Genomic DNA, 15,081 nt, shown 5'->3' with positions numbered 1-15,081 from the left:
AGATGGCAGAAAATAAGGATTTGGAAGGATACAAGATCTCCACGATGGAGGATGAAGAGGATTATTTTGACAATGTAGAGATGGAGCTCGACTACAGCATCAGTATAACTGAGGGTTCCATGGAGCTTGGAAAGGACAATATAAAGGAACAGAAGAAGTACATGCGTGACAGCCATGGAGACATGGACGACGAGGAGTTCCTGCAGAACATGCAGTCGGTGAACAATGATGAGGCGTTCCTCAGAAGAGCTGCGAAGCGCCTGGAGGTGTATGAGCACCAGAAGAAGGTGCCGTACTTTGGCAAATTTGTATTCAAATATAAAGATGACGAAGAGTATCTCACGGTATATGTGGGTATGAGCGGTTATCAGTCAGATATGAATGGGCAGCAGCTTGTGTACGACTGGAGAGCACCTGTATCCTCTATGTATTATGCTTATGAAAAGGGACCGGCATCCTACAATGTCCATGTGGATGACATGGAAGATGACGAGTTTTCTGGAGACATAGTGGAGAAGAAACAGTTTCTGGTGTCAAATGGCAGACTTAAAGACGCGGTGGATACTGACTCCAACATCAATGACGCCATATTGCTGGAGGCCCTTGGCGGCAACAGTGGTGTGAAGATGAAAAATGTGGTGGCTACCATACAGAAGGAGCAGGATGCGATCATAAGAAACCGCACGGCGTATAACCTTATAGTGGACGGCCGCGCCGGAAGCGGCAAGACGGTCATAGCCATGCACAGACTGGCGTGGCTGTTGTACAATTACAAGACACTTGAGAGTGACAATGTCATGATACTGTCTCCAAACAGTATATTTGGTGATTATATATCAGAGGTTCTCCCGGAGCTCGAGGAGAACAGTGTGCCTGAGAAGGAATTTGACAGTCTGCTTGAGGAGCTTCTTTTCATAGAGGAGGAATATGAGAGCAAGCTGGATCAGTCGGAGTTCATTATAGACAGCGGCGATCAGGACAACCAGAGGATGAGAAATATCAAGGTCAAGTCGTCCATCTCTTTCTACGACAGTTTCAATGAGTATCTGGACAGGTATGTGTCAGGTATGAAGTTCAGAAATTTCCACTATCAGAAGGTGGAGTATACAGGCGAGGATATAGCTGCCATGTTCAATGGAAGATTTACAAGAAAACCTGTGTATGAGAGATTCGAGAACATAGCATACTTCATAGTAGACAGGGTGGAGGATAATTCACCAAAGGAGTTCCCGGACGAGAAGAAGCGTAATCTGGCAAGGCAGATACAGAAGCAGATGGTAAATTTATTTGCAGAGAGGAATCTGGTTGAGTTGTATGTTGGATTCCTGGCGGAGATGGAGAAGAAATATCCGGGTATATCGGAGTACAGAAATGAATATGGAAAGATATGCTATGAGGATATCCTTCCTATACTTTACTTGCAGGTGTATTTCTACGGATGTCATTCCTACAACAATATCAAGCACCTCGTCATAGATGAGATGCAGGATTACAATATATTCCAGTATGCGGTGATAGACAGGGTGTTTGGCTGCAAGAAGACTATCCTAGGCGACAGGTATCAGGTGCTCTTCTATGATCCTGAGGAGACTGTTGTGGATGTTCTGATGAAGATATTTGCAAAGCGTAACGGACAGGGCGGTTACGAGCTCAAGGAGTTGTTCGCATCGTACAGATCAACTGCGGAGATCACAGAGTTCTGTAACGGCATACTTGGCGGTGAGGGGGTAGGCGGCAATACCGTGGAGAGGCACGGCAGGGTGCCTGAGGAGATACAGTGTGAGTCACTGGATGAAGCTGTGGAGTTCATAAATGACAAGCTGAGCTACGGAGACATGGACGCCTACGACAACATAGCTATCCTGACAAATGACGAGGCAGACGCCTACGAAGTGTACAAGCAGCTTTCGGAGTACACCGAGGTGACGCTCATCACCAATCAGTCGGTTGTCTATGCGGGCGGTGTGGTCGTACTTCCAAAGTTCCTTGCAAAGGGAATGGAGTTCGATGCAGTGTACGTCATGACGGACGGAACCTACGACGGAAGCATGGTCACAAGACATGCGCACTATATAGCCTGTACGAGAGCACTCCATGAGCTGTATGTGCTTGATGTGGAGCAGCCATAGGAGTGATACAAAGACAGAAATATTATATCTAGAAATATTTTTCGGGAAAATCGCGATTCCAACTGAACATATATAATGTACTATACGGCATTTCCGCTTTGGGAGATGCCGTATTTTTTATTGTTGCTATATGGCAGATGGTACGCCTGAGCAGAAATGTAATTGTGAGTGTCAGAACTCTGTAAATTATTCGCCAGCCATAATTGAGATTTGTGTTGATTGTGCAAAAATTATACATAAATCGAGATAACGCATTTTTATTGTTGCAATATCCACAAAGAAATGTTATTATTAAGGAAACGGGGAAACTAAAAATAGTTTCTGAGTTTCCTGAGCGGGAAGTATGTACAGGAAGCTGACAGACACGGATGGACAGGAGGGAGTTATGGACGGAGAAGCACAGCAGCAGCTTAAATTGAGGATATACGAGGCGACCATAGAAGAGTTCCGTGAGAAGGGGTTCAAATTCACCATGGACGATATGGCAAGACGCCTTGGTGTGAGCAAGAAGACAATATATCAGGTTGTGAGAGACAAGGAAACATTGTTCTTTGACACAGCGACATATATATATGAGCAGATTAAGAGAAGTGAGCAGGCGGTCATGGATGACGACAGCCTGACCACGGTGGAGAAGATAAAGGCAATACTCATAGCCATGCCTGACAGCTACAGCGAGCTGGACTGGAGACAGATATATCAGCTTGAAAAATCGTATCCAAGGATATTTGCCAGGGTGAGAGTAATGATGGAGCAGCAGTGGGATAATACCATAGAGCTCCTGAGACGTGGAATTGACGAGGGAGTTATAAGAGATATTCCGATACCGGTTATCAAGACCATGTTCGAGGCCACGCTTGAGAAATACATGGAGACTACAGTCCTGATAGACGCGGGACTTACATTTGACGAGGCGGTGCAGTATACACTTGATGTACTTATGGATGGCATATCCTGTAAGGAGTAGGAACCGCTATGAATGAAGTGATTATATGGAATTGATGCCCGCGGCCGGTTTCATTCACTGGGGCGAGATGGGCGGTATATATAAAAGACAGGAGGTTGTGTTATGGGTAAGAGATCTGAGGTTGTATTTGGCAACAGGATGAGCAGTCAGGTCGTCAAAAAGGCGGAGAACTCCAAAGAGAGATTTGTAAAAAGATTCGGTGATGACAGTGACGTGGATTATCCTCTTGCAGTTGTGAAGAATCCGTATATTGGAGATACTCTCGGTGTCTCCAATATTGTGATCGACGGCGGAGTCAGTGATGATATACCGGATGGCGGCCGGGAGGAATTTGACAGGGACAAAGGAATCATAGTTGGCAATATCAGGATGGGGTTCGGACATTACAGAATATCCATGGCGATAGCGTCTGCAGCGAATCATCTGGGATACAAGCCGTACTGGATGGATCTCAATTCCTACAGTGAGACCACGGGAGGAAAGGTTATTGAGGCACAGAATAAGCTCTATTCCATGGGATCCAGGATATCGGGAAAGAGCAAGGTTTTTAACAAAGCAGTGTGGGAGCCGATGAACTATGAGGGTTTCAGGAAGCTGTCATACAATGCCTCGGATCAGATGAATGCGGAGCTTATGACACCGGTGTTTAGGAATGTTCCAAAGGATATCCCACTTGTGGCTACACATGTGTGGCCGGCTCAGGCGGCGGTTCATGCAGGAATGAAACATGTGGTGAATGCAATCCCTGACAACTGGCCTATGGCGCTCCACCTTGCGGAGGGAAGCCTTCACACGGTTCAGACCAGATCGGCATACCTCGGATACAGGACCCTGAACGGCATGCAGGGCGACGAGGTGCTTAAGCCTATGCCCGGTGATTCAATCAGATACGTTGGACACTATATAGACCATGAGCTGGTGGCAGCCATAGAGGAGGACTGCGACAGGAGAATAGAGAGAAGAAAGAAAAAGGCACCGATGCGTTTCCTTCTCACCATAGGAGGTGCCGGAGCACAGAAGGATATATTTGCAGCTATCATCAGGACGGCGCTTGCCAGCGTGAAGAAGGGCAACATGGTTCTGTATGTAAATGTGGGCGACTACATGAACGTGTGGGAAGAGCTGGTGAGAGAGATACCCGCTATGGAGAGCCTTGTCACTACACATTTCGATGACTGGAGCGACACCACAGCATTTGCGGATAAGGCTCTTAAGGAAGAGGTGTACGGAATACACGCATTTTGCCATGAGAATATATATGAGGCTGTGTACTGCACCAACCTTCTCATGAGAAGCTGTGATGTACTCATAACGAAGCCGTCTGAGCTGGCCTTTTATCCAGTTCCAAAGCTGTTCATCAAGAGAGTTGGCGGGCATGAGCAGTGGGGGGCGATACACTCGGCGGAGATCGGAGATGGAACACTGGAGTGCCGTGATATACCGCACACTCTACAGATGATGAAGCTGTTCATGCAGGATGACAGCATACTCACAGATATGTGTGAGAACATAAAGCGGAACAAACTGGATGGAATATACGACGGAGCGTATGAGGTCGTAAAACTGGCGATGGATATGAAGAACTGAGAATGGAGGGTTACATTATGTATAAGGTAAAGAAGAAAGAGACATTTATACCATCATCAAATGGCAAGGACAAGCTGCACGTTATCGTGTGGGAGCCACAGGGGGAGATAAGAGCGATACTTCAGATATCCCATGGAATGATAGAGCTGATAGACAGATATGATGAATTTGCAAGGTATCTTGCAGCAAAGGGCTTTGTGGTGGCAGGAAATGATCATCTGGGACATGGACTCACGGCGGCAAATATGGATGAGCTTGGATATATGAATGCCTACGATGCGAGCAAGGCAATAGTCGCGGATCTTCATAGAGTCACTAGAAGTCTGAAGAAGGCATACAAAGGAGTACCGTTCTTCCTGATGGGACACTCTATGGGTTCATTTATGGCGAGACGATACATGAGTGACTACGGCTGGGATCCAAAATATCCGTCACCTTACACGGAGGGCTCAAGTGTGGACGGCTTTATCTGCATGGGAACTGGAAGCATGCCTGAGTATATGCTGCAGATCGGAAGACTTGTGTTGGAGCTTGAGAAGAGTCAGCACGGCGAGAGATACAGAAGTACCCTCATGGAAGTGTTGGCATTTGGAACATACAACAGGGGTATCCCGAAGACCACTATCGTGGACGGTGAGGTGAGAAAGAGGACGAATAAAGACTGGGTGAGCCGTGACCCGAAGCGCGTGGATGCATATGTGGATGATCCGCTGTGCCAGTTCTCATTTACCCTGAAGGGCTACGAGACGCTGTTCAATACACTCCACTATATACAGGAGGACAGGAACATAGCGAAAATACCGAAGAATGTGCCGGTTCTGTTTGTGTCCGGTGACAGGGATCCTGTTGGACATTACGGCAGGGATGTTCTGAAGCTCTACGAGTTATACCACAAGAGAGTTTCGCACAATGTGGCATGCTATCTGTATGAGGACTGCAGACACGAGATACTGAATGAGCTGTGCAGGGATAAGGTATTTGACGATATTGACAAGTGGCTTGAGACAAGGCTTGCAGATATAAAAGGTTAGGCCTTTAAGGAGGTTATATATGGGAGAAAATTCACAGGATAATACACAGAACGGCGCACCTGCGGGCGGCCTTCAGAAAAAGACAAAGATAGCCTACGGAGTAGGGGCCGTGGGAAAAGACATGGTGTATATGCTGGTAGCCAGCTATATACTGTACTACTACAATTCTGTGCTTGGTGTCAGCTCAGTGTTCATAGGAACAGTGCTGATGGTGGCGAGAGTGTTTGATGCATTTAACGATCCTATCATGGGTATCGTGGTGGCAAAGACCAGAAGCAGATGGGGAAGGTTCAGACCGTGGATATTCTCGGGAACCGTGCTGAATGCGGTTGTCCTCTATGCGATGTTCGCCGTGCCGGAAAGCATGGGAGCTGGTGGGATGAAGGTGTTTCTGACAGTGACATATTTCCTGTGGGGAATCACATACACGTTGATGGATATTCCGTACTGGTCCATGATCCCGGCCATCACTGAGCCGGGCAAGGAGAGGGAGAATCTGTCTGCACTTGCAAGATCCTGCGCGGGCGTGGGTTCTGCCATCCCTACTGTACTTACTATGATAGTAGTTCCAGCCATCAGCGGCGCAGCCCTGGCGGCGGACAAGCTGAAGATCACGGATTACCGCATCGGCTTCAAGTGGTGGGCTCTTCTGGTTGCAGTGGTGTTCGTCATCTCGGAGGCCATTTGCGTGGCAAATGTAAAGGAGAGGGGTGACACAGTAGTGGAGTCCCATGGCATAGGTGAGATGTTCCATTCGCTGGTGACAAATGACCAGGCTCTGGCGGTGGTCATCACCATCGTGCTCGTAAACTCTGCACTCTATATAACAAGCAACCTGCTCATATATTTCTTCACATATGACATAGGAAGTGAGAGCGGATATGCGCTGTTCTCCGCATTTGGCGGCGGTGCGCAGATACTTGCTATGATGCTGTTCCCGCTCTTTAGAAAGAAGATGTCCAAGAGAAAGCTGTTTGTACATTCGGTAGTATATGAGATCGTCGGATATGTGATGCTGCTTGCCTGCAGCCTTGCCGGTGTTACCCGTATGACGGTGGGCGGAGTGCCTTGTTGGTACGTTCTGTTCATCCCGGGACTTCTGGTATTTGCGGGAAGCGGACTTCTAAATGTGCTGATAACCGTGTGTCTTGCCGACAGCATAGACTACGGAGAGTACAAGAATGGGCAGAGAGATGAGAGCGTCATATGCTCCATGCAGACATTTGTAGTAAAGCTTGCATCGGGAGTTGCAGTGTTCTTTGCCGGACTTGCGATCAAATGGGTCGGACTTATCCAGCCGGCAGATGGAACATCGGAAGTCATAGAGCAGAGCACAGGAACTCTCATGGGACTTTCCATGATGATGACGGTCGTTCCGATAGTCCTTCTCATCATAGGACTTGTATTCTTCATCAGGAAATACAAGCTGACCGAGGAGAGGATGCAGGAGATCATGACGAAACTTAGATAGGAGGAACCGCTATGAACGAAGTTCATACTCGGAATCGGTTCCGACGACCTGCCCCGCTCGCATATGCGAGAGGGGCGATACATATTAGATAGGAGGAACCGCTATGATCAGATATATAGAAGAACATCAGGTATTCATATTGGGGACAAAGTCGACGCAGTATGCCATGTGCGTGCGCCCGGATGGACACCTTGAGCACCTGTACTACGGTGGCAGGAGTCTGGACTGCGGAGATCAGAATATTGTGGGACTTTGGGATGTGGCACATGACCGCAGCCTGTTCGAGACCGGCAATGCCATAGCGCTGGATGGTGGACTTACCTTAGAAAGTCTGCTGCAGGAACTGTCGTCAACCGGCAAGGGGGATGTCAGCGAACCATTTGTCTGTATGACCCATGCAAATGGCAGTACGACCTGCGACTTTGTGTACGAATCATACGAGATAAAAAACGGCAGGGATGAGCTTGAAGGACTTCCGTGTGCGGTGGAATATCATAGAGGGACAGATGGCAGATTCAACACAGTAAATGAGCAGCAAGGCACAGAAGTGGGAAGCGGTGTGGCTGGTGGATTGCAGAGCATACAAGCATATGAGCGACAGAATACAGCGGGCGAGGTAACACAGCTCACAATAACCCTCCGGGACAAATTCTACAGACAAAGGCTTGAGCTAATATATGTCACATGGGATGACTGCGACGTGATAACCAGAAGTGCCCGCCTGACAAATGAAAGTGATGACGTGGAGCGGGTGGACAGACTTATGTCCATGCAGTTTGATATGAGAATGTATCAGGAATATGACATGATACATTTCGGAGGAGCCTGGGCAAGGGAAATGCACAGATCGGTGCACCCTGTAAGGCAGGGAAGAGTGTCTGTCTCATCGTCGACCGGAACCTCGGGCAGCAGGGCCAATCCGTTCTTCATGGTGGTTGAGCACGGCAGTTCAGAGGAACATGGTGAGTGTTACGGTTTCAATCTCATATATTCAGGAGACCATATGGAGAGCTGTGAACAGAATTCATATGGACGTATGCGTATACTCAGCGGCATCAATCCGGAAGGATTTTCATTTGCGCTTGAGCCGGGACAGTCATTCCAGTCGCCGGAGGCGGTCATGACATATTCAGATTCAGGATTTGGCGGTGTCAGCAGTCATATGCATGCATTTGTCAGAAGACATATAGTCAGAGGCCGCTGGGCGGACCGGGAGAGGCCTGTTCTGCTGAATAGCTGGGAGGCCGCATACTTTGATATAAATGAGAAGAAGCTGCTGAAGCTTGCAAAAGAGTCAAAGAAGTGCGGCATAGAGCTGTTCGTCATGGATGACGGCTGGTTCGGACACAGAGACAATGACACATCCTCACTTGGAGACTGGCAGGAGAACCGGAGCAAGCTTCCGGGTGGAGTAAAGCAGCTTGCTGACAAGATAAATGCACTTGGACTTGACTTTGGTATATGGGTCGAGCCGGAGATGGTGAACGAGGACAGTGATCTCTACAGGACTCGTCCGGAGTGGGCAGTCAGAGTGCCGGGACAGAGTCATGCCGAGGGGCGTCATCAGATGCTGCTGGATCTCACCAACAAGGACGTGAGAGATCATATAGTGGAAGCCATGGCAAATGTGTTCTCATCTGCGAATATCTCGTACGTGAAGTGGGATATGAACAGGATCATGTCTGACAGGTACAGCCAGACGCTGCCGTCTGACAGGCAGGGCGAATTTGGACACAGGTATGTGCTGGGGCTCTACGATATCATGGGAAGGATTACTAAGCGTTTCCCTGAGATTCTGTTTGAGGGATGTGCTGCCGGTGGCAACAGATTTGATCTCGGCATACTGTGCTATATGCCGCAGATATGGGCAAGTGATGACACGGATGCCAGGGAGAGGCTTGAGATACAGACGGGTTACAGCTATGGCTACCCTATGTCGGTTGTCAGCAGTCACGTGTCGGGCTGTCCGAATCACCAGACACTCAGAGTTACTCCTCTTGAGACGAGATTCGGAGTGGCGGCATTTGGCGTGCTGGGCTATGAGTGCAACCTGTGTGACATGAAGAAGAAAGATCTTGATGCCATAAAGGATCAGGTGGAGTTCTACAAGAAACACAGGCGCACATTTCAGTTCGGCGAATATCACAGGATCGAGAATGGCACAGTGTCAGATCTCCGGAGGAATGTGTACCAGTTCATGACGGTTTCCCAGGATGGCTCCGAGGCGGTGTCCTGCTATTATGAGGGACAGGTGATACCGAATTACACTTACAAGCATATGCGGACTAAGGGACTTGACGAGAATGCAGTTTATGTCATGGAGGGCAGAAGCCTGCAGTACAGCGTAAAGCTCATGGGAGATCTCATCAACACTGTTACGCCGGTGCATGTGAAACCTGATTCCCTGACCCAGAGTGCGATAGACAAGGTGGTAAAGCTTCAGGGCGAGAAGGAATATGTAAAGGCGTCCGGTGCAGTGTTTAACCGCGTTGGAGTGAACCTTACTCCGAACTTTGCGGGAACTGGCTACAACGACCAGACCGCTCTCTGGACAGAGCATGGACTGAGGTTATATACCTTCACCAGACAGTGATATATATGATCACATGCAAATGCTCATATATGGAATTGAATCACATGAAAAACTTACATTATAAAAATAGTGGAAATAATATATGGAATGTGTTATCTTACTCTTATAGAGAACTGTTCCTAATAGAAAATTATAAATACCAGAAGGAGGACTATACAATGAGTGAGAAGCGTAACACATGGCAGAAACAGGTCATATACTCTGTTATAAAGGAGCTCAAGACTCATCCTACAGTCCAGAGTCTGATAGATGAACTGGAAAAGAGAGGATATAAGATAGGCAAATCAACTGTGTACAGGGTGCTCTCTGATGCGGTTGATGAGGGAATTGTCATGAATGTGTATTCAGGGGACAAGATGGAGCATTTTGATGGCAATACCGAGAATCACTATCACATACGCTGCAAGGTATGTGACAGGATATTTGACAGTGAGCTTCCATATCAGGATTCCATCACACAGATGGGCGTGGAGGCGGACAGCGATTTCGTCATACTGTCACACAACCTGGAATTCATCGGGATATGTCCATCCTGTAAGGACAGCCTGAAAAGTCTGTGATGGGGAAATGCAAAAGACCGGTACACATAAACGCATATTGTATGCGGTGTATGTGTACCGGCCTTTTTGTATGTGCAGGCAATGCCAAGAGCCTGTATCTTATCTGCTCTGTCAGTCTCTCTTTTTCTGTGAAATGATATTTGCAGATTTTATTTCCTTCTTTATAAATTCAGGAATCGCGGAATTGTCTTTCTGGTCAGATTCAGGTGTGTCCGGCTGCGCCTCAACTGTATGTGAGTTTACACTTATAGGATCCACGCGTGGATTGCTGATAAATGTCTTGTTGGCCGAAGGCTTTACAACTGTCATTCCGAGGATGGACTTCTTGTTGCGAAACTCTCTTTCCTCCTCTGGTGTGAGCTCAGGGGCGGCATCCACCAGATTGCCGTCTCCGAAAAGGTCTATCTCAAAGCTGCTGTCATTTTCCTCCTGCTCATCATCCGTATCGTCATCCAGCGCATCTGTAATTATCGGTTCTGCGTGGATGGAAGTATCCGTATCGTCGTCTGCAAATGCACTGTCGAGATCAGGATCGTATTCATCAGCAAATGCGCTGTCAAGATCAGGGTCATATTTTTCATCTGATTCAGTGTCGCCAAATTCAGGATCGGAGTCGACATACTCCTCAGGCTTCTCAAAAAATGTAGGATCTATATCGAGCTTGAAGTCGACCTCTGAGTGACCCACTTCAATGCCGCAGTCGTTGAACAGCTTGGTCGTGTAGCAGTTTTTCAGTTTCTCGATGAGTTCAGTGTTTTCGTACTTGAGCTGTTCGAGTATGTTTGCGATTATCATTCCCTGATATTCATCCGTCCATCCGTCCTCAAGCTTTACTGCGATACCGAGCTTCATGCTCTTTATCGCCATACATATAACACCCCTGGAGCCGTCCTTCATTATGAGGTCAGGATTTTGGTTGATATAATATGAAGGTGTTCCGTAATCGTTGATCTTCTCAGGATATTTGTGGATGCATGAGAAGTTGTAGTCTATAGTCTCCCGGAGTTCGTTTGACAGGCTGAATGGATCCATGAGCTTTGCGTAGGACATGGCGATGCTTCTAAGTGGCAGTGCAAATACTGGAACTCCACAGCCGTCTATGCCGAGCCCGATCTTGAATGTAGGGGTCTGGCTGAGCATGGATATGAAATTGATTATCTGCTGCTGTACAGGGGAATCCTTGAGCTGATAGCCGTCCGGCTTACCGGTGAGCTCTCTCTGGAGCAACATAAGGCTGAAATGTTTTCCCGAGCAGCAGTGCTGAAGTTTGCTCTGTCCCTGCCTTGGGTGGAGCTTTGACCTGTCGGTGAGCTTTGCCGCCAGCGCTGAAGCTGATGTGGAAGCGCATGGCTTCATGATCATGTCATCGGGATTCAATCCTGTCTTGCGCGAGATCTCCTCCAGCACAAATATATGATGGTTGCTTCCCCAGTGGGAAGAGTTGAACATGGCAACATCCTCGTCGGTGAGGTTGAACCTTCTGTGAAGTCCTGCCAGCAGTGTAGGCAGCACCTGTATAGGCTTGCTTGCGGAACGCATGAAAGTCTGTTTCTCTATGTCGCCAAGGTAGGCGATTGTATCTCCTGTGGATGACACAACTGCGATGGAGCCGCGGTGTGCATTCTCAACAATATTTCCACGGTATTCTTTTACTAATATCTCTGACATATATTCAACACCTCATTTGTATTTTGTATGATTTTCTTCCAATATAGTCATTATATGAAAAAGATATCCGTTTGCAAAATGAAAATTACATAATATATAAGAAAAATATGAGAAATGTAATTGAGTGTAAGTAAGTAATAACTAAAAAATATCGCCTGATACTGACAAAATACATCATTTGTCATATATACTCTGAGTAAAAAATGTTTAAAAAAATCGAAAAATGCGCATTTTTTTTGTGAAAATGCATAAAAAACTTTGATTATTATAAAAAGGATGGTATAATGTCTTTATAATTTTGCATGGAGAGGTGACTTACATGATTAAAAAAGAAATGATCGCCATGCTCCTTGCTGGTGGACAGGGCAGCCGTCTTGGGGTTCTTACATCCAAGCTTGCCAAGCCAGCGGTAGCATTTGGCGGCAAATACAAGATAATCGATTTCCCACTGAGCAACTGTATCAACTCGGGGATTGACACAGTAGGTGTACTTACACAGTACAGACCACTCAGACTTAACCAGCATATCGGAATCGGTATTCCTTGGGATCTCGATAGAAACATTGGTGGTGTCACAGTTCTTCCACCATACGAGAAGAGCAACAACAGCGAGTGGTACACAGGTACTGCCAACGCTATCTACCAGAACATAGAGTTCATAGATTATTACAATCCAGACTATGTTCTCATACTTTCCGGTGATCATATCTACAAGATGGATTATGAACACATGCTTGACTATCACAAGTCCATGAATGCGGATGTGACACTTGCCACATACCAGGTTCCATGGGAGGAGGCAAGCAGATTCGGAGTAGTTATAACGAATGATGACGGCATCATCTCAGAGTTTGAGGAGAAGCCGGAGAACCCAAGAAGCAACAAGGCTTCCATGGGTATATACATATTCAACTGGAAGATCCTCCGCGAGGCACTTGTTACCATGAAGGATCAGCCGGGATGCGATTTCGGTAAGCATATTATTCCATACTGCCATGAGAACGGCAACAAGATATGTGCATACGATTTCAAGGGATACTGGAAGGATGTAGGAACTCTCGGTTCATACTGGGAGGCCAACATGGAGCTTGTCGACATAGTTCCTGAGTTCAATCTGTATGAGGAATTCTGGAAGATATATACGAAGACAGACGCCATACCCCCTCAGTACATAGATGAAGCGGCAAAGGTATCCAAGTGTATCATCGGAGAGGGGACCGAGATATACGGAACCGTTGAGAATTCAGTTATAGGCTCTTGTGTAACCATAGGAGAGGGTGCGGTCGTTAAGGATTCGATTATAATGAATGGGGTTACGATCGAAGCTGGTGCCTATGTTGAAAAGGGAATCATTGCCGAGAATGTCAAGGTTGGTGCAAATGCCAAGCTTGGAGTTGGTGAGGAAGCTGTCAATGAGATGAAGCCTAATATCTACGCATTTGGCCTTGTTACTATAGGTGAGAACTCAGTTATACCTGAGGGCGTAACAATAGGTAAGAACACTGCAATATTCGGTGACACAGATCCTTCGGATTATCCGGACGGAACACTTCCGAGTGGCGGTAGTATTATAAAGGCAGGTGAGTAGACATGAGAGCATTAGGAATTATTCTGGCAGGTGGTAACAGCAATAAGCTGGGAGATCTTTCAGCAAAGAGAGCCGTTGCAGCCATGCCTATCACAGGAAGCTACAGAGCAATTGATTTCGCACTTTCCAATATGACCAATTCTCATATTCAGAAGGTAGCGGTATTCACACAGTACAACACAAGATCACTGAATGAGCATCTGAACTCAAGCAAGTGGTGGGATTTCGGAAGAAAGCAGGGAGGTCTGTTCATCTTCACACCTACCATCACAGCAGCTAACAGCTACTGGTACAAGGGAACAGCAGATGCACTTTATCAGAATATCAAGTTCCTCAAGGAGAGCCATGAGCCATATGTAGTTATCGCTTCAGGAGACGGTATCTACAAGCTTGACTACAACAAGGTTCTTGAGGAGCATATAAGCAATGGTGCAGATATCACGGTTGTATGCAAGGATATGGCACCGGGCGAGGATGACATCAACAGATTTGGTGTTATCAAGATGAACGAGGATGGCAGGATCATAGACTTCGAGGAGAAGCCTCTTGTGGCAGGAACCAACACGGTTTCCATAGGTGTATATGTCATAAGAAGAAGACAGCTCATCGAACTTCTTGAGACATGTGCCAACGAGGGAAGAAATGATTTCGTAAGAGATATTCTCGTGAGATATAAGGGTGTCAAGAGAATTTACGGATACAAGATGGACAGCTACTGGAGAAACATAGGAACAAAGGAGTCATATTACAGAGCTAATATGGATTTCCTCAAGAAGGACGTAAGAGACTTCTTCTTCAAACAGCATCCGGATATCTACTCAAGAGTGGATGATCTCCCACCAGCAAAGTACAATGCAGATGCGGTGGTAAATAACAGCTTGATAGCAAGCGGTTGTATCATCAACGGAACCGTTGAGAACTCAGTTATATTCAAGAAGGTATACATTGGAAATAACTGTGTGATCAGGAACTCGATCATACTTAACGATGTCAACATCGGTGATAATTCCATCATCGAGAATTGTATCGTGGAGAGCAGGGATACACTCCGCGCGAACACAGTACATCAGGGAACACCTGAGGACATCAAGGTAATAGTGGAGAAGGATTTCAGATATGCGTTGTAGGATGCATACGGTATAAGTAGTACAAATGACAGTTGCGTGTGGGATCGCAATGTGTGTCAGGGTTAAGGGGGTAATTCAGATGCAGATAACTGATATCAGGATCAGAAGTGTTGAGAAGGAAGGCAAGATGAAGGCGGTTGTTTCTATTACGATCGATGACGAGTTTGTTGTGCATGACATCAAGATCATCGAGGGTGAGAAGGGCATGTTCATCGCGATGCCGAGTAGAAAGGCAGCGGATGGAGAATATAGAGATATCGCTCATCCGATCAATACAGCTACAAGAGAGCGTCTGCAGAGTATGATTCTTTCAAAGTATCAGGAATCTTTGGAAGAGTAATACCAGTCTCAAATAGACAT

At 46.8% G+C, this 15,081-nt stretch carries 11 protein-coding genes; 10 read left to right on the top strand and 1 reads right to left on the bottom strand.

Features of this window, described 5'->3' with window-relative positions; genetic code table 11:
* Positions 1-2 precede the first annotated feature (2 nt).
* From DWW70_RS09685 to DWW70_RS09655, 7 genes are all read left to right on the top strand, one after another.
* On the top strand, positions 3-2,129 hold the full coding sequence (locus tag DWW70_RS09685) for a HelD family protein (protein WP_118649754.1): 2,127 nt from the start codon (positions 3-5) through the stop codon (positions 2,127-2,129).
* Positions 2,130-2,514: 385 nt separating this feature from the next.
* Positions 2,515-3,096: a TetR/AcrR family transcriptional regulator gene (locus tag DWW70_RS09680; RefSeq protein WP_243017707.1), complete on the top strand. Its 582-nt coding sequence runs from the start codon at positions 2,515-2,517 to the stop codon at positions 3,094-3,096.
* A gap of 102 nt (positions 3,097-3,198) precedes the next feature.
* A complete protein-coding gene (locus DWW70_RS09675) occupies positions 3,199-4,683 on the top strand; it encodes a DUF6937 domain-containing protein (protein ID WP_118649752.1) in 1,485 nt (494 codons plus the stop codon).
* A 17-nt stretch (positions 4,684-4,700) separates the two neighbouring features.
* A complete protein-coding gene (locus tag DWW70_RS09670; protein ID WP_055223047.1) occupies positions 4,701-5,714 on the top strand; it encodes an alpha/beta fold hydrolase in 1,014 nt (337 codons plus the stop codon).
* A gap of 19 nt (positions 5,715-5,733) precedes the next feature.
* A complete protein-coding gene (locus DWW70_RS09665; RefSeq protein WP_118649751.1) occupies positions 5,734-7,185 on the top strand; it encodes a glycoside-pentoside-hexuronide (GPH):cation symporter in 1,452 nt (483 codons plus the stop codon).
* A 103-nt stretch (positions 7,186-7,288) separates the two neighbouring features.
* Positions 7,289-9,778 (top strand): alpha-galactosidase, encoded by a 2,490-nt coding sequence (locus tag DWW70_RS09660; RefSeq protein WP_118649750.1) that lies wholly within the window; start codon positions 7,289-7,291, stop codon positions 9,776-9,778.
* 158 nt (positions 9,779-9,936) lie between these two features.
* Complete coding sequence (locus tag DWW70_RS09655) at positions 9,937-10,338, top strand: Fur family transcriptional regulator (RefSeq protein WP_015533691.1); 402 nt, start codon at positions 9,937-9,939, stop codon at positions 10,336-10,338.
* Between the two features lie 111 nt (positions 10,339-10,449).
* Here DWW70_RS09655 and DWW70_RS09650 read toward each other — a convergent pair whose 3' ends face one another.
* Positions 10,450-12,006, bottom strand: a complete 1,557-nt coding sequence (locus tag DWW70_RS09650; protein ID WP_118649749.1) for an asparaginase — start codon at positions 12,004-12,006, stop codon at positions 10,450-10,452.
* 319 nt (positions 12,007-12,325) lie between these two features.
* On the opposite strand from DWW70_RS09650, the gene DWW70_RS09645 reads away from it, so the two are divergent.
* From DWW70_RS09645 to spoVG, 3 genes are all read left to right on the top strand, one after another.
* On the top strand, positions 12,326-13,594 hold the full coding sequence (locus tag DWW70_RS09645; protein WP_022217270.1) for a glucose-1-phosphate adenylyltransferase: 1,269 nt from the start codon (positions 12,326-12,328) through the stop codon (positions 13,592-13,594).
* Between the two features lie 2 nt (positions 13,595-13,596).
* Entirely contained in the window at positions 13,597-14,721 is a 1,125-nt protein-coding gene (gene glgD, locus DWW70_RS09640) for a glucose-1-phosphate adenylyltransferase subunit GlgD (protein ID WP_022217271.1), read from the top strand.
* A 79-nt stretch (positions 14,722-14,800) separates the two neighbouring features.
* Positions 14,801-15,061, top strand: a complete 261-nt coding sequence (gene spoVG / locus DWW70_RS09635; RefSeq protein ID WP_015533695.1) for a septation regulator SpoVG — start codon at positions 14,801-14,803, stop codon at positions 15,059-15,061.
* Positions 15,062-15,081: the final 20 nt, after the last annotated feature.

Origin of the sequence: Coprococcus sp. AF16-5 (genome assembly GCF_003479365.1) — a bacterium.
Lineage (GTDB): Bacteria > Bacillota > Clostridia > Lachnospirales > Lachnospiraceae > Coprococcus > Coprococcus aceti.
Note: the sequence above shows the minus strand (reverse complement) of the source record. Positions and strands in the feature narration are given on the sequence as shown.

What these genes read in the sequence shown, in the direction of transcription:
- DWW70_RS09685 (WP_118649754.1), top strand. Translation starts at nt 3, where the DNA reads ATGGCAGAAAATAAGGATTTGGAAGGATACAAGATCTCCACGATGGAG.
- DWW70_RS09680 (WP_243017707.1), top strand. Translation starts at nt 2,515, where the DNA reads ATGGACGGAGAAGCACAGCAGCAGCTTAAATTGAGGATATACGAGGCG.
- DWW70_RS09675 (WP_118649752.1), top strand. Translation starts at nt 3,199, where the DNA reads ATGGGTAAGAGATCTGAGGTTGTATTTGGCAACAGGATGAGCAGTCAG.
- DWW70_RS09670 (WP_055223047.1), top strand. Translation starts at nt 4,701, where the DNA reads ATGTATAAGGTAAAGAAGAAAGAGACATTTATACCATCATCAAATGGC.
- DWW70_RS09665 (WP_118649751.1), top strand. Translation starts at nt 5,734, where the DNA reads ATGGGAGAAAATTCACAGGATAATACACAGAACGGCGCACCTGCGGGC.
- DWW70_RS09660 (WP_118649750.1), top strand. Translation starts at nt 7,289, where the DNA reads ATGATCAGATATATAGAAGAACATCAGGTATTCATATTGGGGACAAAG.
- DWW70_RS09655 (WP_015533691.1), top strand. Translation starts at nt 9,937, where the DNA reads ATGAGTGAGAAGCGTAACACATGGCAGAAACAGGTCATATACTCTGTT.
- DWW70_RS09650 (WP_118649749.1), bottom strand. Translation starts at nt 12,006, where the DNA reads ATGTCAGAGATATTAGTAAAAGAATACCGTGGAAATATTGTTGAGAAT.
- DWW70_RS09645 (WP_022217270.1), top strand. Translation starts at nt 12,326, where the DNA reads ATGATTAAAAAAGAAATGATCGCCATGCTCCTTGCTGGTGGACAGGGC.
- glgD (WP_022217271.1), top strand. Translation starts at nt 13,597, where the DNA reads ATGAGAGCATTAGGAATTATTCTGGCAGGTGGTAACAGCAATAAGCTG.
- spoVG (WP_015533695.1), top strand. Translation starts at nt 14,801, where the DNA reads ATGCAGATAACTGATATCAGGATCAGAAGTGTTGAGAAGGAAGGCAAG.